At 69.9% G+C, this 18287-nt stretch carries 17 protein-coding genes; 16 read left to right on the top strand and 1 reads right to left on the bottom strand.

Annotated elements, in window-relative coordinates:
* The first annotated feature begins 57 nt into the window (after positions 1–57).
* The 16 genes from LRX76_RS02650 (at position 58) to LRX76_RS02575 (ending at position 17007) form a co-directional block, all read left to right on the top strand.
* On the top strand, positions 58–591 hold the full coding sequence (locus tag LRX76_RS02650; RefSeq protein ID WP_231801639.1) for a hypothetical protein: 534 nt from the start codon (positions 58–60) through the stop codon (positions 589–591).
* 319 nt (positions 592–910) lie between these two features.
* Positions 911–1933, top strand: coding sequence for an N-acetylornithine carbamoyltransferase (locus tag LRX76_RS02645; RefSeq protein WP_231801637.1), 1023 nt, complete (start codon positions 911–913; stop codon positions 1931–1933).
* Positions 1934–1942: 9 nt separating this feature from the next.
* On the top strand, positions 1943–2413 hold the full coding sequence (locus tag LRX76_RS02640) for an OsmC family protein (protein WP_231801635.1): 471 nt from the start codon (positions 1943–1945) through the stop codon (positions 2411–2413).
* 46 nt (positions 2414–2459) lie between these two features.
* Positions 2460–3650, top strand: coding sequence for an argininosuccinate synthase (locus LRX76_RS02635; protein WP_231801624.1), 1191 nt, complete (start codon positions 2460–2462; stop codon positions 3648–3650).
* Positions 3651–3883: 233 nt separating this feature from the next.
* The gene (locus LRX76_RS02630; RefSeq protein WP_231801622.1) at positions 3884–4324 is read left to right on the top strand and encodes a GNAT family N-acetyltransferase; all 441 of its coding nucleotides are present in this window, start codon (positions 3884–3886) and stop codon (positions 4322–4324) included.
* A gap of 22 nt (positions 4325–4346) precedes the next feature.
* Positions 4347–4862 carry a DinB family protein gene (locus tag LRX76_RS02625; protein WP_231801620.1) on the top strand — a complete coding sequence of 172 codons (516 nt, stop codon included), beginning with the start codon at positions 4347–4349 and terminating at the stop codon, positions 4860–4862.
* A complete protein-coding gene (locus LRX76_RS02620; RefSeq protein WP_231801618.1) occupies positions 4859–5977 on the top strand; it encodes an acetylornithine deacetylase in 1119 nt (372 codons plus the stop codon). Before LRX76_RS02625 ends, LRX76_RS02620 begins: the two co-directional genes overlap by 4 nt.
* A 37-nt stretch (positions 5978–6014) precedes the next feature.
* Positions 6015–7340 (top strand): acetylglutamate kinase, encoded by a 1326-nt coding sequence (locus LRX76_RS02615; protein WP_231801616.1) that lies wholly within the window; start codon positions 6015–6017, stop codon positions 7338–7340.
* Between the two features lie 2 nt (positions 7341–7342).
* A complete protein-coding gene (locus LRX76_RS02610) occupies positions 7343–7957 on the top strand; it encodes a GNAT family N-acetyltransferase (protein WP_231801614.1) in 615 nt (204 codons plus the stop codon).
* Positions 7954–8904 carry an N-acetyl-gamma-glutamyl-phosphate reductase gene (argC, locus tag LRX76_RS02605; protein ID WP_231801612.1) on the top strand — a complete coding sequence of 317 codons (951 nt, stop codon included), beginning with the start codon at positions 7954–7956 and terminating at the stop codon, positions 8902–8904. The genes LRX76_RS02610 and argC overlap by 4 nt, the downstream gene beginning before the upstream one ends.
* A gap of 124 nt (positions 8905–9028) precedes the next feature.
* The gene (gene argH, locus LRX76_RS02600) at positions 9029–10324 is read left to right on the top strand and encodes an argininosuccinate lyase (RefSeq protein WP_231801610.1); all 1296 of its coding nucleotides are present in this window, start codon (positions 9029–9031) and stop codon (positions 10322–10324) included.
* Between the two features lie 332 nt (positions 10325–10656).
* Entirely contained in the window at positions 10657–10914 is a 258-nt protein-coding gene (locus tag LRX76_RS02595) for a YciI family protein (RefSeq protein WP_231801608.1), read from the top strand.
* 34 nt (positions 10915–10948) lie between these two features.
* Positions 10949–12097: a glutamate 5-kinase gene (gene proB, locus LRX76_RS02590; protein WP_231801601.1), complete on the top strand. Its 1149-nt coding sequence runs from the start codon at positions 10949–10951 to the stop codon at positions 12095–12097.
* 228 nt (positions 12098–12325) lie between these two features.
* Positions 12326–13579, top strand: a complete 1254-nt coding sequence (locus LRX76_RS02585; RefSeq protein ID WP_231801589.1) for a glutamate-5-semialdehyde dehydrogenase — start codon at positions 12326–12328, stop codon at positions 13577–13579.
* 197 nt (positions 13580–13776) lie between these two features.
* A complete protein-coding gene (locus LRX76_RS02580; protein ID WP_231801579.1) occupies positions 13777–15690 on the top strand; it encodes a CocE/NonD family hydrolase in 1914 nt (637 codons plus the stop codon).
* 288 nt (positions 15691–15978) lie between these two features.
* Entirely contained in the window at positions 15979–17007 is a 1029-nt protein-coding gene (locus LRX76_RS02575; RefSeq protein WP_231801569.1) for an acyltransferase family protein, read from the top strand.
* A 238-nt stretch (positions 17008–17245) separates the two neighbouring features.
* Here the strand turns inward: LRX76_RS02575 and panB are convergent, their stop codons facing one another.
* Positions 17246–18091 carry a 3-methyl-2-oxobutanoate hydroxymethyltransferase gene (gene panB / locus LRX76_RS02570; protein WP_231801567.1) on the bottom strand — a complete coding sequence of 282 codons (846 nt, stop codon included), beginning with the start codon at positions 18089–18091 and terminating at the stop codon, positions 17246–17248.
* Between the last annotated feature and the right edge of the window lie 196 nt (positions 18092–18287).

Genomic DNA, 18287 nt, shown 5'->3' with positions numbered 1-18287 from the left:
GCGACGCAAGGCATAGGTCCTACACTACGGGCTTAACAATTCCATTACCTCGTGCCGATGCGTCTTCCTCCCCCGTTGTTGCTGGCCAGCCTGCTTGCGTGCACGATCGCGCCAGCCCGGGCGCAGGACGACGACGAAAGCAGGAACCGCGTCGTGGTGGTGGAGAACGTGCGCTTCGACTACGCCCAGGTGCTCAACGTGGAGCCGGTGTACCAGACGCTGCGCGCCACCCGCACCGAGGAGCAGTGCGATCCGGTGCCCCCGGCGCCGAGCGCGCTTCCCGCCGCGCCGCCGCCGCAGGAGGACGACGGACGCTTCACCCGGATCATGGATTCGGTCAAGGACATCTTCAGCCGCCGCCACGAGCCGGCTCCGGCCGCCGCGGCGCCGGCGCCCGCGCCGGTCCGGCGCAACTGCCGCATCGTCGAGGTAGGGCGCGAGTTCCGCCGCCCGATCGCCTACGACGTGGACTACGTCTACAAGGGCACCAAGTACCGCTCGCGGCTGCCGGAGGACCCGGGCAACCGGCTGCGCATCCGCATCACCGTGACCCCGTACGTTCCCGGCGCCACGGTCGTGCCGCCGCGCTGATCCCGCCGCGTCGTCCACCCCTGCGGTCGAGGTTGCGCCGCTGCCGCGCGCGTGCGAGGATGCGCGCCTGATGAAGACGAACACCCACACGCATGGCGACAGCGCTGCCCGGATGGCCTCCGGCATGACGTCGCGTGCGCGCCGACCGGAATCCCACTTTCTCGCTGGGTGACCGGAGCGTCGTGCTGTCCGTTCTGAAAACCCAGCCTGAGGCTGGGTTTTTTCGTTCCGGCCCAGGATTTGGTTGCAATCGCAAGAAAAACCTGCGCATTCCGCGCTCCCGCTGCCCGCAGCGGCCCACGCAGCAAAGGATCGACCGATGTCACTGAAGCATTTCCTCAACACCCAGGACTGGAGCCGGGCCGAGATCGATGCCCTGCTGACCCAGGCTGCGCTGTTCAAGCGCAACAAGCTGGGCGACGAGCTGAAGGGCAGGTCGATCGCGCTGGTGTTCTTCAACCCGTCCATGCGCACCCGCACCAGCTTCGAGCTGGGCGCGTTCCAGCTCGGCGGGCATGCGGTGGTGCTGCAGCCGGGCAAGGACGCCTGGCCGATCGAGTTCGACCTGGGCACGGTGATGGACGGCGACACCGAGGAGCACATCGCCGAGGTGGCGCGGGTGCTGGGCCGCTACGTCGATCTTATCGGCGTGCGCGCCTTCCCCAAGTTCAAGGACTGGGGCCACGATCGCCAGGACACCGTGCTCAGGAGCTTCGCCAAGTACTCGCCGGTGCCGGTGGTCAACATGGAGACCATCACCCACCCGTGCCAGGAACTGGCGCACGCGCTGGCGCTGCAGGAGCACTTCGGCACCCAGGACCTGCGCGGCAAGAAGTACGTGCTGACCTGGACCTACCATCCCCGGCCGCTGAACACCGCGGTGGCCAACTCGGCGCTGACCATCGCCACCCGCATGGGCATGGACGTGACCCTGCTGTGCCCCACGCCCGACTACATCCTCGACGAGCGTTACATCGGCTGGGCCGAGCGCAACGTGGCCGAGAACGGCGGCTCGTTCGCCATCAGCCACGACATCGAGAGTGCCTACACCGGTGCCGACGTGGTCTACGCCAAGAGCTGGGGCGCGCTGCCGTACTTCGGCAACTGGGAGCCGGAGAAGCCCATCCGCGACCAGTACAGGCACTTCATCGTCGACGAGGCCAAGATGGCGCTGACCAACAACGGCGTGTTCAGCCACTGCCTGCCGCTGCGCCGGAACGTGAAAGCCACCGACGCGGTGATGGACTCGCCCAATTGCATCGCCATCGACGAGGCCGAGAACCGCCTGCACGTGCAGAAGGCGGTGATGGCGGCCCTGGTCGGGCAGCAGCGCGAGGGCTGAGTACAGGTCATGACCACCCATCTCCACCACTACCGCGCCTGCATCCGCTGGACCGGCGACCGCGGCCAGGGCACGCGCGACTACCGCGCCTACGGGCGCGAGTACACCGTCGCGGTCGAGGGCAAGCCGGAGATCGCCGGCTCGGCCGATCGCGCCTTCCTCGGCGACCCGGCGCGGCACAACCCCGAGGACCTGCTGCTGGCCTCGCTGTCCTCGTGCCACATGCTCTGGTACCTACACCTGGCCGCCGAGGCCGGGATCGTGGTGACCGGCTACGTGGACCGGGCCGAGGCCAGCATGGACGCCGCCGGCAAGCGCGGGCACTTCACCGAGGCGGTGCTGCGGCCGCAGGTGACCATCGCCGCCGGCGATCCGCTGCTGGCCGAGGTGCTGCACGAGGCCGCGCACCAGGCCTGCTTCATCGCCAACTCGGTCAATTTCCCGGTGCGCTGCGAGCCGGTCATCGCGACCGCCGAATGATGCATTCCCCATCGACTCTCCCCCCGTTCTCCCAGGACCTACTGCCATGAGCAAAGACATCGTGCTCGCCTTCTCCGGCGGCCTAGACACCAGCTTCTGTATCCCCTACCTGCAGGAGCAGGGCTACGCGGTGCACACCGTGTTCGCCGACACCGGCGGCGTCGACGCCGAGGAGCGCGAGTTCATCGAGAAGCGCGCCGCCGAGCTGGGCGCGGCCAGCCACGTCACCGTCGATGGCGGCCCGGCGATCTGGCAGGGCTTCGTCAAGCCGTTCATCTGGGCCGGCGAGGCCTACCAGGGCCAGTACCCGCTGCTGGTATCCGACCGCTACCTGATCGTCGACGCGGCGCTGGCCCGCGCCAAGGAACTGGGCACGCGCGCCATCGCCCACGGCTGCACCGGCATGGGCAACGACCAGGTGCGCTTCGACCTGGCGGTCAAGGCGCAGGGCGACTACCTGATCGTCGCGCCGATCCGCGAGATCCAGAAGGAGCACACCCAGACCCGCGCCTACGAGCAGAAGTACCTGGAGGAGCGCGGCTTCGGCGTGCGTGCCAGGCAGAAGAGCTACACCATCAACGAGAACCTGCTGGGCGTGACCATGTCCGGCGGCGAGATCGACCGCTGGGAAGCCCCGGGCGAGGGTGCCCGCGCGCTGTGCGCGCCGCGCAGCGCCTGGCCGCTGGAGCCGCTGACGGTGACCCTGAAGTTCGTCGAGGGCGAGGCGGTGGAGCTGGATGGCAAGCCGCTGGAAGGCGCGCTGCTGCTGGCCAAGCTCAACAAGCTGTTCGCGCAGTACGGCGTGGGCCGCGGCGTCTACACCGGCGACACCGTGGTCGGCCTGAAGGGCCGCATCGTCTACGAGGCGCCGGGCCTGGTGTCGCTGCTGGCCGCGCACCGCGCACTGGAGGACGCGGTGCTGACCAAGCAGCAGAACCGCTTCAAGCCGGAGGTCTCGCGCAAGTGGATCGAGCTGGTGTACGAGGGCTTCTTCCACGATCCGCTTAAGACCGACCTGGAGGCGTTCCTGAAGTCCTCGCAGGCCAAGGTCAACGGCGAGGTCACGCTGGAGACCCGCGGCGGCCGCGTCGACGCGGTGGCGGTGAAGTCCCCGCACATCCTCAACGCCAAGGGCGCCACCTACGCGCAGTCGGCCGACTGGGGCGTGGAGGAGGCCGAGGGCTTCATCAAGCTGTTCGGCATGAGTTCCACGCTGTATGCGCAGGTGAATCGCTGAGGAGCGGGGATTCGGGATTTGGGATTCGGGATGACCAGCCATCCGGCTGTGGGAAACCGGGATTCGGGATTTTTCCTTCCCCCGCTTGCGGGGGAAGGTGCCCGTAGGGCGGATGGGGGCGCTGTCGCCGTTGCGTTTCCGGCTGCCCTCATCCGGCGCTTCGCGCCACCTTCTGCCGCAGGCGGGAGAAGGAAGTGCCTGCTTCCCATGCAGGAACCGTCTGGCAGGACACCATGAGTCAATTTCGCATCAGCACCGACAAGCACGAGTTGGACGTGGAGCTGGTCCACCGCTTCCTCTCGACCCAGGCCTACTGGAGCCGCGGCATCCCGCGGGCGACGGTGGAGCGTGCCATCGCCGGCTCGCTGTGCTTCGGCGGCTATGTCGACGGGGTGGGGCAGGTGGCGTTCGCGCGGGTGATCTCCGACTTCGCCACCTTCGGCTACCTGGCCGACGTGTTCGTGCTGCCGGAGCACCGCGGCAATGGCCATTCCAAGCGGATGGTGGAGGCGGTCCTCGCCCACCCGCGGTTGCAGGGCCTGCGCCGCTTCATGCTGGCGACCTCCGACGCGCACGGGCTGTACGCGCAGTACGGCTTCGCCGCGCCGGCCAGGCCGCAGTCGCTGATGGAAGTCCAGACCCCGGACCTCTACCTAACCGCCTCGACCACCTGATCGCCCCATGGAAACCGATCCGATGCTCACCACGCTTTTCCGCTACAAGGCCTGGGCGAACGCGCAGATGCTGGAAGCCCTGGCCGGCATCGACGGCGAGCGCCATCCCGAGGACCTGCGCAAGGCGGTGCGGACCTTGAACCACACCTACGTGGTGGACCGCATCTTCGCCGCCCACCTGTCGGGCACGACGCATGCCTACGCCGCCACCAACACCGAACAGACGCCGGAACTCGGCGCCCTGGCCGGGGACATCGGCGCATCCGACCAGTGGTATGTCGACCATGCGCGGAGCCAGGCCCCGGACCGGCTCGGCGAGCGGATCGGCTTCCGCTTCACCGACGGCAAGCCCGGGAGCATGTCGCGCGGCGAGATGCTCGCCCACGTGCTCGCCCATGGCGCCTACCATCGCGGGCAGGTCGGCACGATCCTGGCGAAGCTGTCGCTGACGCCGCCCGCGGACACCGTCGCCGGCTACCTGCACCGCGCCGAGCCGGAACGCCGCGGCTCCGTTGCAGGCCAGGAGGACAGGCAATGACCGACCTGCTCGAAAGCACCCTCGGCCACCTGCACGAGCTGGTGTCGTTCGACACCCGCAACCCGCCGCGCGCGATCGATACCGGCGGCATCTTCGACTACCTGCGCGCGCACCTGCCGGGCTTCGACATCGAGGTGACCGACCACGGCGCCGGCGCGGTCAGCCTGTACGCGGTGCGCGGCACGCCGAAGGTCCTGTTCAACGTGCACCTGGACACGGTGCCGGACTCGCCGGCCTGGAGCGCCGACCCGCACGCGATGCGGCGCCTGGACGACCGCGTGGTCGGCCTGGGCGTGTGCGACATCAAGGGCGCGGCGGCGGCGCTGGTGGCGGCGGCCAATGCCGGGACCGGCGACGCCGCGTTCCTGTTCACCACCGACGAGGAGGCCAACGACCCGCGCGGCGTGGCCGCGTTCCTGGCCCGCGGCATCCCCTACGAGGCGGTGGTCGTGGCCGAGCCGACCATGGGCGAGGCGGTGCTGGCGCATCGCGGCATCAGCTCGGTGCTGATGCGCTTCAAGGGCACCGCCGGCCACGCCTCGGCCGCGCTCGACCCGTCGGCCAGCGCACTGCACCAGGCCATCCGCTGGGGCGCGCGCGCGCTGGACCACGTGCAGTCGCTGGCGCACGCGCGCTTCGGCGGGCTGACCGGGCTGCGCTTCAACATCGGCCGTGTCGAGGGCGGGATCAAGGCCAACGTGATCGCCCCGGCCGCGGAGCTGCGCTTCAACTTCCGGCCGCTGCCGTCGATGGACGTGGACGGGCTGCTGGCGACCTTCGCCGGCTTCGCCGAGCCGTCCGCCGCGCACTTCCAGGAGACCTTCCGCGGGCCGAGCCTGCCCAGCGGGCCCGCTTCTGATAAGAGCGGCGCCAGGGCCGAGGACCGGCGCCTGGCCGCGCGCGACGTGGCCGACGCGCTGCAGCTGCCGATCGGCAACGCGGTGGACTTCTGGACCGAGGCCTCGCTGTTCTCGGCCGGCGGCTACACCGCTTTCGTCTATGGTCCCGGCGACATCGCCCAGGCGCATACCGCCGACGAGTTCGTGACGCTGGAGCAGCTGCAGCGCTACGCCGCCTCGGTGGACCGCATCATCAACGCCGGCACGCGGTCGTGACCGCCGCCGGGTCTTCCGCTTCCCTGTGAACAGAGCCATGTCCCTTCCCACGCCGCAACGCCACACCCGCCAGACCATCGTGCGCCTGCTTTCGAGCATGGCCAGCGCCAAGGAGATCAGCCAGTACCTCAAGCGCTTCTCGCAGCTGGACGCCAAGCGCTTCGCCGTGGTCAAGGTCGGCGGCGCGGTGCTGCGCGACGACCTGGAGTCGCTGACCTCCTCGCTGACCTTCCTGCAGGAGGTCGGCCTGACCCCGATCGTGCTGCACGGCGCCGGCCCGCAGCTGGATGCCGAGCTGTCGGCGGCCGGCATCGAGAAGCACACCGTCAACGGCCTGCGGGTGACCTCGCCGGAGGCGCTGGCGATCGTGCGGCGGGTGTTCCAGGCCTCCAACCTGGCGCTGGTGGAGGCCCTGCAGGCGTCGGGCGCGCGCGCCACCTCGATCACCGGCGGCGTGTTCGAGGCCGAGTACCTGGACCGCGACACCTACGGCCTGGTCGGCGAGGTGAGGTCGGTCAACCTGGCGCCGATAGAGGCCAGCCTGCACGCCGGCTCGATCCCGGTGATCGCCAGCCTGGGCGAGACCGCCGGCGGGCAGATCCTCAACGTCAATGCGGATTTCTCGGCCAGCGAGCTGGTCAAGGTGCTGCAGCCGTACAAGATCATCTTCCTCACCGGCACCGGCGGCCTGCTCGACGAGAAGGGCCGGGTGATCGATTCGATCAACCTGTCCACCGAGTACGACCACCTGATGCAGCAGCCATGGATCAATGGCGGCATGCGGGTCAAGATCGAGCAGGTCAAGGACCTGCTGGACGCGCTGCCGCTGGAGTCGTCGGTGTCGATCACGCGGCCGGCCGACCTGGCCAAGGAACTGTTCACCCACAAGGGTTCGGGCACGCTGGTGCGTCGCGGCGAGCGGGTGCTGCGCGTCACCGCCTGGGACCAGGTGGACCTGGTGCGGCTGCGCGAACTGATCGAGTCCAGCTTCGGCCGCAGGCTGGTGGACGACTACTTCGAGCGCACCCGGCTGCTGCGCGCCTACGTCAGCGAGAACTACCGCACCGCGATCATCCTCGCCGACGTGGACGGGGTGCCGTACCTGGACAAGTTCGCCGTGCTCGACGACGCGCAGGGCGAGGGACTCGGGCGCGCGGTGTGGAACGTGATGCGCGAGGAGACCCCGCAGCTGTTCTGGCGCTCGCGCCACAACAACCAGATCAACATCTTCTACTACTCGGTCTCCGACGGCTGCTACAAGCAGGAGAAGTGGAAGGCGTTCTGGTGCGGGCTGGACGACTTCGAGCAGATCCGCCGCTGCGTGCAGTACTGCGGCGAGCACGAAGCGACGCTGGTGAGCTGAGCATGGCCGGCATCGACACGCCATCCGCGGCCTGGGGCCGGGTGCCCACCCTGCACGGGCGCCACGCGACGCTGGAGCCGCTAGCCGCCGGGCATGCCGATGGCCTGCGCGCGGCGCTGGGCGACGGCGCGCTGTCGCAGCTGTGGTACGCCAACGTGCCGGCGCCCGCCGCCGTGGACGAATACATCGCCAAAGCGCTGGCCGCGCGCGAAGCGGGAACGGCGCTGCCGTTCGTGGTGCGCGACCGCGCCGGCGCCATCGCCGGCAGCACCCGCTTCTACGACCTGCAGCCGTCGGTACCCAGCCTCAAGATCGGCTATACCTGGTATGCGCCGCAGGTGCAGCGCAGCGGCGTCAACAGCGAGGCCAAGCTGCTGTTGCTCGGCCATGCCTTCGAGACGCTGGAATGTGCCAGCGTTTCGTTCGAAACCAGCTGGTTCAACCATGCCTCGCGCGCGGCGATCGCGCGGCTGGGGGCGAAGCAGGACGGCGTGCTGCGGGCGCACAAGCGCCACGCCGACGGCAGCCTGCGCGATACCGTGGTCTTTTCCATCCTCGCCGCGGAATGGCCGGCGGCCAAGCGCCACCTGCAGTTCCGCCTGGAGTCGCATTCATGAGCAAACGCTTCACCCTGGGCATCGTCGGTGCGCGCGGCCATACCGGCGCCGAGCTGATCCGGCTGGTCGCCGACCATCCCGACATCGGGCTGGCCTTCGTGTCTTCGCGCGAGCTGGCCGGCCAGCGCGTGGCCGAGTACAGCGACGCCTACGCCGGGCCGCTGCGCTACGAGAACCTCGATCCGGCCGCGGTCGCCGCCAAGGGCGCCGACGCGGTGATCCTGGCGCTGCCCAACGGCAAGGCCGCCGACTACGTGGCGGCGCTGGACGCGGCCGCGCCGCAGACGCTGGTCGTGGACCTGTCGGCCGACTACCGCTTCGATCCGGCCTGGTACTACGGCATGCCGGAACTGACCCGCGACCGCTACACCGGCCAGAGGCGCATCAGCAACCCGGGCTGCTACGCCACCGCCATGCAACTGGCGATCGCGCCGCTGCTGGACCAGCTGGCCGGGCCGCCGCAGTGCTTCGGCGTATCCGGCTACTCGGGCGCCGGCACCACGCCCTCGGACAAGAACAATCCCGAACTGCTGCGCGACAACCTGATGCCGTACGCGCTGACCAACCACGTGCACGAGCGCGAGGTGTCGCTGCACCTGGGCGTGCCGGTGGAGTTCATGCCGCACGTGGCCGCGCATTTCCGCGGCATCACCATGACCGTGAACCTGTGGCTGCGGCAGCCGTCCACGCGCGAGGCGGTGATGCAGCGCTACCGCCAGCGCTATGCCGGCGAGCCGCTGGTCGAGGTGGTGGACGAGGCGCCGTGGGTCAGCCGCATCGCCGGCCGCCACGGCGTGCAGGTCGGCGGCTTCACCATGGGCCCGGACAACAAACGCGTGGTGGTGGTGGCCACGCTGGACAACCTGCTCAAGGGCGCGGCCACGCAGGCGCTGCAGAACCTCAACCGCGCCCTGGGGCTGGACGAACTGACCGCGATCCCGCATTGACTTTCAGGGATTCGGGATTCGGGATTCGTAAAAGCAACTCCTGCCAGTCGCGGCATACCCGCTTTTGCCAATCCCCAATCCCCAATCCCCAATCCCGAATCCCCCTTCCCCGAGACCTCCGGCAATGAGCAACCTCCTCTGGCAGAAACCCGGCGTCGCGGTAGACGCCAAGATCCAGGCCTTCCTGGCCGGCGACGACGTGATCCTGGATCGCGAGTTCTTCCTGCACGACATCGCCGCCAGCAAGGCGCACGCCGAAGGGCTGCAGCACATCGGCATCCTCTCGGCCGACGAGCTGGCCGGCCTGTTGCGCGAGCTGGATGCGCTGGCCGCGGACTTCCGCAGCGGCGCCTTCGTGCTCGACGAGCGCTACGAGGACTGCCACTCGGCGATCGAGTCGCGCCTGACCGAACGCCTGGGCGATGCCGGCCGCAAGATCCACACCGGCCGCAGCCGCAACGACCAGATCCTGGTGGCCACGCGGCTGTGGCTGAAGCAGAAACTGGCGCGGGTGGCGGAGCTGTCGCGCGAGATCGCCCGGGTCGCACTCGATCGCGCCCAGGCCGAAAGCGCGCTGCCGCTTCCCGGCTATACCCACATCCAGCGCGCCGTGGTGTCCTCGGCCGGCATGTGGTGGGCCGGCTGGGCCGAGGCCTTCATCGACGATGCCATCCGCGCCACCGACACGCTGAAGCTGGTGGATGCCAACCCGCTGGGCACCGCCGCCGGCTACGGCGTCAACCTCAGGCTGGATCGCGAACACACCACCGCCGCGCTCGGCTTCGCGCGCATGCAGGTCAGCCCGATCTACGCCCAGCTCTCGCGCGGCAAGTTCGAGCTGGCGGCGCTGGAGGCGCTCGGCAGCGCCACCCTGGACCTGCGCCGCATCGCCTGGGACCTGTCGCTGTACACCAGCGCCGAGTTCGGCTTCGTCGCGCTACCGGCGCAGTACACCACCGGCAGCTCGATCATGCCCAACAAGCGCAACCCGGACGTGATCGAGCTGATGCGCGCCGCCCACGCCAGCGTCGCCGCCGCGCGTACCGAGATCGAGCAGCTGCTGTCGCTGCCCTCGGGCTACCAGCGCGACCTGCAGTCCAGCAAGGGCGCCATCGTCCACGGCTTCGGCCGCGGGCTGGCGGCGCTGGAACTGCTGCCGACGCTGCTGTCCAACCTGGACTGGCGCGAGGACCGGCTGCGCGCGGCGATCGACTCGGGCATGTACGCCACCGACGTGGCGGTGGAGGCGGCCGTGGCCGGGGTGCCGTTCCGCGAGGCCTACAGGGCCGCCGCCGCCGGTGCCGAGCATGCCGGCGACGGCCGCACCCCGGAAGGCAGCCTGGCCGCCCGCGTCTCGCCCGGCGCGGCCGCCGACCTGCGGCTGGACGCGCTGCGCGCGCGCTGGCAGGCGCTGGCATGATCCGGCTCGTCTGAAATGGCATCGTCGTCTCCGTGGAGGGCCTGTCTCCGCGAAGGCCTGTCCCTTGATCACACAAGCGGAAACAGCCTGTTCCCTTCTCCCGCTTGCGGGGGAAGGTGGCGCGCAGCGCCGGATGGGGGAGCTTTTGCTGTTGCTGTTGCTTTCCCATGCTCCAAACAGCCCCCATCCGCCCTTCGGGCACCTTCCACCCCGAGGGTGCCCAGCCCCGCAAGCGGGAGAAGGGAACGGCCTGTGATCGAGACAGGCCTGCGCGGAAGCGACGAGCACAGGGAACTGCGGCGGCGAACCATCCCCAAGAAGGACATATCACGATGACACACTACCTGGTCCTGGCCATGCGCAAGCCCGACTTCGACGACGCCGTGGTCGCTCCGCACCGGGCCTTCCTCGACGACCTGCGAGGGCGCGGCCTGCTGGAGATCACCGGCGGCTTCAGCGACGGCAGCGGCGGCGCCTACGTGCTGAAGAACGTGGCCAGCCTGGCCGAGGCGCGGGCGATCGCCGCGGCCGATCCGCTGGCGCTCCACGGCAGTTCCGATCTTGTCGTCCACGAATGGAACACCCGCTGATGAAGCATCGGTCGATGCAGCAGGCGCCGCTGCGATGAACGCCCAGCTCCCGGCGGCATTCGCCGAGCAGCCGCTGCCGCCGTGGCGGCGCGCCGTGCTCAAGGTCGGCAGCAGCCTGCTGGCGGCCGACGGCGGCGGGCTGTCGCCGCGCTTCGCGCTGGGGCTGGCGCAGTTCGTCTCCTCCAGCCTGCTGTCCGGGCGCGAGGTGGTGGTGGTGTCCTCCGGCGCGGTGGCGGCCGGGCGCGCGATCGTGCCGAAGGCGGCCGAGGCCGGCGCCGCCATCGCCGCGCGCCAGGCGCTGGCCGCGCTCGGGCAGGCGCAGCTGATCGCGCTGTGGCAGCGCTTCTTCGAACGGCCGGTGGCGCAGGTGCTGCTGACCCACGACGACCTGCGCAACCGCCGCCGCTACCTCAACGCCCGCGCCACCCTCAACGAACTGCTGCGGCTGGGCACGCTGCCGGTGGTCAACGAGAACGACACCGTGTCGGTGGACGAGCTCAAGCTCGGCGACAACGACAACCTGGCCGCCATCGTCGCCGCCCTGGTGGATGCCGACGCGCTGTTCATCGCCACCGACATCGATGGCCTGTACACCGCCGATCCGCGCGTGGACGCGCGGGCGCGGCCGCTGGACGAGGTGGCCGCGCTCACGCCCGACATACTGGCGATGGCCGGCGGCAGCGGCAGCCGCGCCGGCACCGGCGGCATGCGCACCAAGCTGGAAGCCGCGGCCAAGGCCGGTGCCGCCGGCATCGATACCTACCTATTCAACGGCCGCAGCGCCGACGTGGTGCGGGCGCTGGCGCACGACCGCCTGCGCGGCACCCGCATCCATGCCGCGCACAGCCGCATCGCCGCGCGCAAGTACTGGCTGCGGCATGCGCCGGTGGAGCCGGGCGCGATCGTGGTCGACGCCGGGGCGATGCGTGCGCTGCTGGAGAAGGGCGCCTCGCTGCTGCCCGGTGGCGTGGCCGGCGCCGAGGGCGAGTTCCGCCGCGGCGACATGGTCGAGGTGGTATGCCGCGATGCCGGCGGCGAGCGCCGCATCGCCCACGGCATCAGCCAGTACTCGGCGCAGGACGTGCGCCGCATCGCCCGCCACCACTCGCGCGACATCGAGGCGGTGCTGGGGTACAACTATGGCGAGAACGTGATTCACCGCGATGACCTGGTGCTGTTGTGAGGACGGGATTGGGGATTCGGGATTGGGGATTCGCAAAAGCTGGTTGTGTCCCGACCTTGAAGATCTAGCCTTTCCCGAATCCCGAATCCCGAATCCCGAATCCCGAATCCCGAATCCCGAATCCCGAATCCCGAATCCCGAATCCCGAATCCCGAATCCCCAATCCCCAATCCCCAATCCCCAATCCCCAATCCCCAATCCCCAATCCCCAATCCCCAATCCCGCCCTATGACCGACATCAAGACCCTCGCCCTGCAATGCCGTGACGCCGCCCAGGTGCTGGCGCAGCTGTCGGCCGCCGACAAGCGGGCGCTGCTGCAGGCAATGGCGGCGGCGCTGGAGGCGGACGAGGCCGCGATCCTCGCGGCCAATGCGCGCGACCTCGACGCCGCGCGCGGCAAGGGCGTGGGCAGCGCGATGCAGGACCGGCTGGCGCTGGATCCCAAGCGGCTGGCCGGCGTCGCCGCGGCACTGCGCGAGGTCGCGGCGTTGCCCGATCCGGTCGGGCAGGTCACCCGCGACGACGTGCGTCCCAACGGCATCCGCGTGCGCAAGGTACGCGTGCCGCTGGGCGTGATCGCGATGATCTACGAGGCCCGGCCCAACGTCACCGCCGACGCTGCGGCGCTGTGCATCAAGGCCGGCAACGGGGTGATCCTGCGCGGCGGCTCGGAGGCGATCCATTCCAATACCGCGATCGCCGCTGCGCTCAAGCGCGCGCTGGCGGCGGCTGGGGTGCCCGAGGCGGCGCTGACCCTGGTCACCGACCTGCGCCGCGAGACCATGCTGGAACTGCTGCAGTTGAACGACATCGTCGACCTGGCGATCCCGCGCGGCGGCGAGGGCCTGATCCGCTTCGTCGCCGAGCATGCGCGGGTTCCGGTGATCAAGCACTACAAGGGCGTGTGCCACCTGTTCGTCGATGCCAGCGCCGACGTGGCGCTGGCGACCCGGCTGCTGGTGGACGGCAAGGTATCGCGGCCGGCGGCGTGCAACTCGCTGGAGACGCTGCTGGTGCATCGCGACGTGGCCGCGGATTTCCTGCCCGGCGCCATCGCCGCGCTGCGCGGGCACGGCGTGGAAGTGCGCGGCGACGAGGCCACGCGCGCGCTGGTGGCCGACGTCGCGCCGGCCGGCGACGACGACTACGCCGCCGAGTTCCTCGACCTGGTGATCGCGGTGCGGGTGGTGGACGACCTGCAGCAGGCGATCGCGCATATCCGCCACTACGGCTCCGACCACACCGAGGTCATCGCCACCAACGATGCCGCCAGTGCCGATGCGTTCGTGCAGGCGCTGCGCTCGGCGGTGGTGCTGGTCAACGCCTCCTCGCGCTTCTCCGACGGCGGCGAGCTGGGCCTGGGCGCGGAGATCGGCATCTCCACCACGCGCCTGCACGCCTATGGGCCGATGGGCCTGGAGGCGCTCACCGTCGAGCGTTTCGTCGTGCACGGGGAAGGACAGACCCGCAACATCCCCTAGCTCGGGGCCACGCCCATCGCCCGGGTCGGGTCGGCTTGCGCCGCGTCTGCAGGAACGACTGTAGGGGCGGTGTAGGAGCGACTTCAGTCGCGCAGGGGCTTACCGGGAAGGCCCCTCCCCACGGAAGTCGCGCCGACACCCCACCTACACAGGCAGCGGCGCTGTAAAGTCTGACGTCTGTTTCCTGGAGCCCGTCGATGCGCCTTCCTTGCCTCTGTCTCGCCCTTTTGCTGTCGCTTGCGTTCGCCGATGCGGGCGCACAGACCGCGCCGACGACGCCGGACATCTCCGGCAAGCCGTTCGTCGCGCCGGAGCAGGACTTCGACTACGACAAGCGCGAGGTGATGATTCCGATGCGCGACGGGGTCAAGCTCTACACCGTCGTCGTCGTGCCCAAGGGCGCGCGCCGCGCGCCGATCCTGCTCACCCGCACGCCCTACGATGCGGCCGGCAACGCCTCGCGCAACTACTCGGGCAAGCGCAGCGCGATCCTGCCGGTGGGCGACGAGGTGTTCGTCGAGGACGGCTACATCCGCGTCTACCAGGACGTGCGCGGCAAGCACGGCTCGGAAGGCGAGTACGTGATGAACCGGCCGCTGCGCGGCCCGCTCAACGACACCGAGGTGGACCATTCCACCGATGCCTGGGACACCATCGACTGGCTGGTCAAGCACGTGCCCGAGAGCAACGGCAAGGTCGGCATGATCGGCTCGTCCTATCCCGGCTTCACCGTGGTGATGGCGCTGGTGAACCCGCATCCGGCGCTCAAGGCCGCCGCGCCGCAGAGCCCGATGATCGACGGCTGGATGGGCGACGACTGGTTCAGCTACGGCGCCTTCCGCCAGACCATGCTCGACTACTTCGTCGGCCAGACCTCCAAGCGCGGGCGCGGCGGCAAGGTCGCGCACGGCGGGCTGGACGACTACGCCAACTTCCTGCGCGCCGGCTCGGCCGGCGGCTTCGCGCGCCAGGCCGGCCTGGAGCAGCTGCCGTTCTGGCACAAGGTCTCCGAGCACCCGGCCTACGACGCGTTCTGGCAGGGCCAGGCGCTGGACCGGATCATGGCCGCGCAGCCGCTCAAGGTGCCGACGATGTGGATCCAGGGCCTGTGGGACCAGGAGGACATGTGGGGCGCCATCCACACCTACGCGGCGATGGAGCCCAAGGACCGCGGCAACGACCGCAACTTCCTGGTCATGGGCCCGTGGCGCCACAGCCAGGTCAACTACGACGGCAGCCGCCTCGGCGCACTGGCGTGGGACGGCGACACCGCCTACAAGTTCCGCCGCGACGTGCTCAAGCCGTTCTTCGACCAGTACCTCAAGGACGGAGCGCCCAGGGCCGACACCCCGCCGGTGCTGATCTACAATACCGCGCTGGATCGCTGGGACCGCTACCAGGCCTGGCCGCAGAGCTGCGAGAAGGGCTGCAGCGCGAAGGCCAGGCCGCTGTACCTGGCCCCGGGCTCGGGACTGTCGTTCGCCGCGCCGGGCGGGCAGGGCAGCAGCCCGTACGAGGAATACGTCTCCGATCCGGCCAAGCCGGTGCCGTACCGGCCGCGGCCGATCGACCCGGCCGACCGCGCCGGCTGGCAGGCCTGGCTGGTCGGGGACCAGCGCTTCGTCGATGGCCGCCCCGACGTGCTCACCTTCGTCAGCGAGCCGCTGACCGAACCGCTGCGCGTGGCCGGGATTCCCCAGGCCAACCTGTTCGCCTCCACCAGCGGCAGCGACAGCGACTGGGTGGTCAAGCTGATCGACGTCTACCCGGACGAGTACCCGGCGCGGCCGGAGATGGGCGGCTACCAGCTGCCGCTGTCGCTGACGATGTTCCGCGGCCGCTACCGCGAGAGCTTCGAGCATCCCAAGGCGATCGCGGCGGACAAGCCGCTGCCGTACCGCTTCGGCATGCCGGCGGTGAACCACGTGTTCCTGCCCGGGCACCGGATCATGGTGCAGGTGCAGTCCACGCTGTTCCCGCTGTACGACCGCAACCCGCAGACCTTCGTGCCCAACATCTTCTTCGCCAGGCCGGAGGACTACCGCAAGGCGACGCAGCGGATCTGGCATGCGCCGCAGGCGGCCAGCTACATCGAGCTGCCGGTGATGTGATGCCGCCGGCCCGCGACCCGTGCCGCCATGAAAGGCGGCATCGGCGCGGCGCCGGTCGCCGGGTCGTTCATGCCTGGTTTGGACGGGGGATTCGGCGGGTCGATGCGGCTTGCCGGCCGCCCCGTGCAGGCCTGCCAACGCCCACCGACACGCGGTCTGCCGCCTGACATCGGCGATTCCCGGTGCGCGGCCCTGGCCGCGGCCCGACGCCGTCGCCCGCCTCGCGGCAGTCCGTGCGTCCCGCCGCCGGGCCTTGACCTCGCCGGCGAGCGCCCTAAGGTGAAAACGATGGGCGTGAGAGACGGCAGGATAGACGCGGCCAAGTTCGTGCTGGTCGTGATGGTGGTGATCGGTCACGTCGTCGAGCGTGGCCAGGTGGATCCTGGGCAGCTGGTGTATCGATGGATCTACCTGTTCCACATGCCGGCCTTCATCTTCCTCTCGGGCCTGGTCAGTTCCGAGCTGGTCGATGGCCGTCGCGGCGGGCGGCTGGCGGCCTTGGTGGTGTTGCCTTACCTGTTCCACCAGGGCATGGCCCAGGGCCTGGATGCGTGGCTGTCCGGCCGCGCGTTCGGGTATGCGCCGGGCACGCCCTACTGGGCGCTGTGGTACCTGATGAGCCTGTGCTTATGGCGCCTCGCACTGCCGGTGGCGATGGGCACCGGCGCGCCGCTGCTGCTCGCCTGCGTTGCCGGCCTGGGCGCCGGTTTCGTGGCCGATTTCGGCTACGCCTGGTCGTCGTCGCGGACGCTGGTGTTCTTCCCCTTCTTCGTCCTCGGCCACCTGTACGCCCGGCAGGGCGGGGTGCGGCTGCCGGGGCAGTCGCTGCTGCTCGGTGGCGCCGGATTGGCCGGAGTCGCGGTGATCGCCCTCCTTTGCCGGGATGTGCCGCTGGCCTGGCTGTATGGCGCCGAGCCGTACGCGACGTTCGCGGCGTCGGCACCGGCCGGGATGCTGCTGCGGGCGCTGCAGCTGATCGCCGGCGTGATCGGCGCGTTCTCGCTGTTCGCGCTGGTGCCGGCCGCCGCCCCGCTGGTGAAGCTGGGCCGGCACACCATGGCGATCTTCATCATCCACATCTACCTGTTGATGCTGATGCAGGCCGGCGGCTGGCTGGATCGGCTGCAGCAGCTGGCGGACCTGCCGGCGGCCCTGGCCGTGGTGGCCCTGGCCACGGCGGTCAGCCTGGTCGCGGTGGCCTTCGGCAGGCTGGTGCCGTGGGTCTTCGATTTCAGCTGGCTGCTCGATGCGCTCGGCCGGCTCGCACAGGGACGTGCCGGCCGGCGGGCGCAATCGCCGCACAGCGGTTCGAGGTAGGTCGCGCGGCACGTGCCGGCGCGGCGACGGCGGACGATGGGAGCGCCGCTTGCGGTGCCCCCGCGAAGCGGAGCCGGCCGCGTCCCGTCGCGGCTCATGGTTGGCATGTCGGGCAGCGTTGCGGTCGAGCAAGCAGCGGCGCTTCCCGCACTCGGATGCACCGGACCACGCCTCTCGTGCAATCGCCGCTCGCGCCTGAGCGGGAACGGCGACAGCGCAGCGATGTGGCCCAGGTGTCCTAGAACGTATGCTCCGGCCCGGGGAAGGTGCCGGCCTCGACATCGGCCGCGTAGGCACGCGCCGCCTGCTGGAGCAGGCCATGCATGTCGGCATACTGCTTGACGAAGCGGGGCAGGCGGCCGCTGCGCAGGCCGGCCATGTCCTGCCAGACCAGCACCTGCGCATCGCAGCCGTTGCCTGCGCCGATGCCGACGGTGGGAATGGACAGCGCTGCGGTGATCTGCGCCGCCACGTCGCCGGGGACCATTTCCATCACCAGGCCGAATGCGCCGGCGGCCTCGAGCGCGAGGGAGTCGTCGACCAGGCGCTTGGCGTTGTCTCCCTTGCCCTGCACCCGGTAGCCGCCGAGCTGATGCTCGGACTGCGGCGTGAAGCCGATGTGCGCCATCACCGGGATGCCGTTGCTCGCCAGCTTCTCGACCTGCGCAAGCATCTCGGCGCCGCCCTCCAGCTTCACCGCATGCGCGCCGCCTTCCTTCATGAAGCGGACCGCCGTGTGGAAGCACTGTTCCGGGGAGGCCTGGTAGGAGCCGAACGGAAGGTCGGCGATCACCAGCGAGCGGCGGGTCGAACGCGACACCGCGCGCACCAGCGGGATCAGCTCGTCAACGGTTACCGGAATCGAGGTCTCGTAGCCGTAGACGTTGTTGGACGCCGAATCGCCGACCAGCAGCACGGGGATCCCCGCCTCCTCGAAGATCGCGGCGGTGTACATGTCGTAGGTGGTGAGCATGGCCCACTTCTGCCCACGCTCCTTCATCTGCCGCAGGTGCGGGATGCGCACCTTGGCTCCGGGAGCGATGGCGGCGGGGCCGTTGCCGTACGGTGCGGGTTGTTCGTTCATGGTCGTCTTCGATGGATGGATGTTCGGTTTCAGCGGATGAGTGGCCGGCGCGCGGGGGCGCGGCGATCGCACCATTATCGCGCCGTATGCGCGTTGGCCGAGCGTTGCGGCAGCAGCCTACGCGGCGCGGCGCGGCGCAAAGCACCCGGTCGCGATCGCCGATGAGGCCTGCAGCAACGGCGGCCGCCGGCTTTGG

The organism is Stenotrophomonas sp. MMGLT7 (genome assembly GCF_021168555.1).
Lineage (GTDB): Bacteria > Pseudomonadota > Gammaproteobacteria > Xanthomonadales > Xanthomonadaceae > MMGLT7.
The sequence above is the reverse complement of the archived record's forward strand: the minus strand, read 5'-3'. Positions and strand labels throughout refer to the sequence as shown.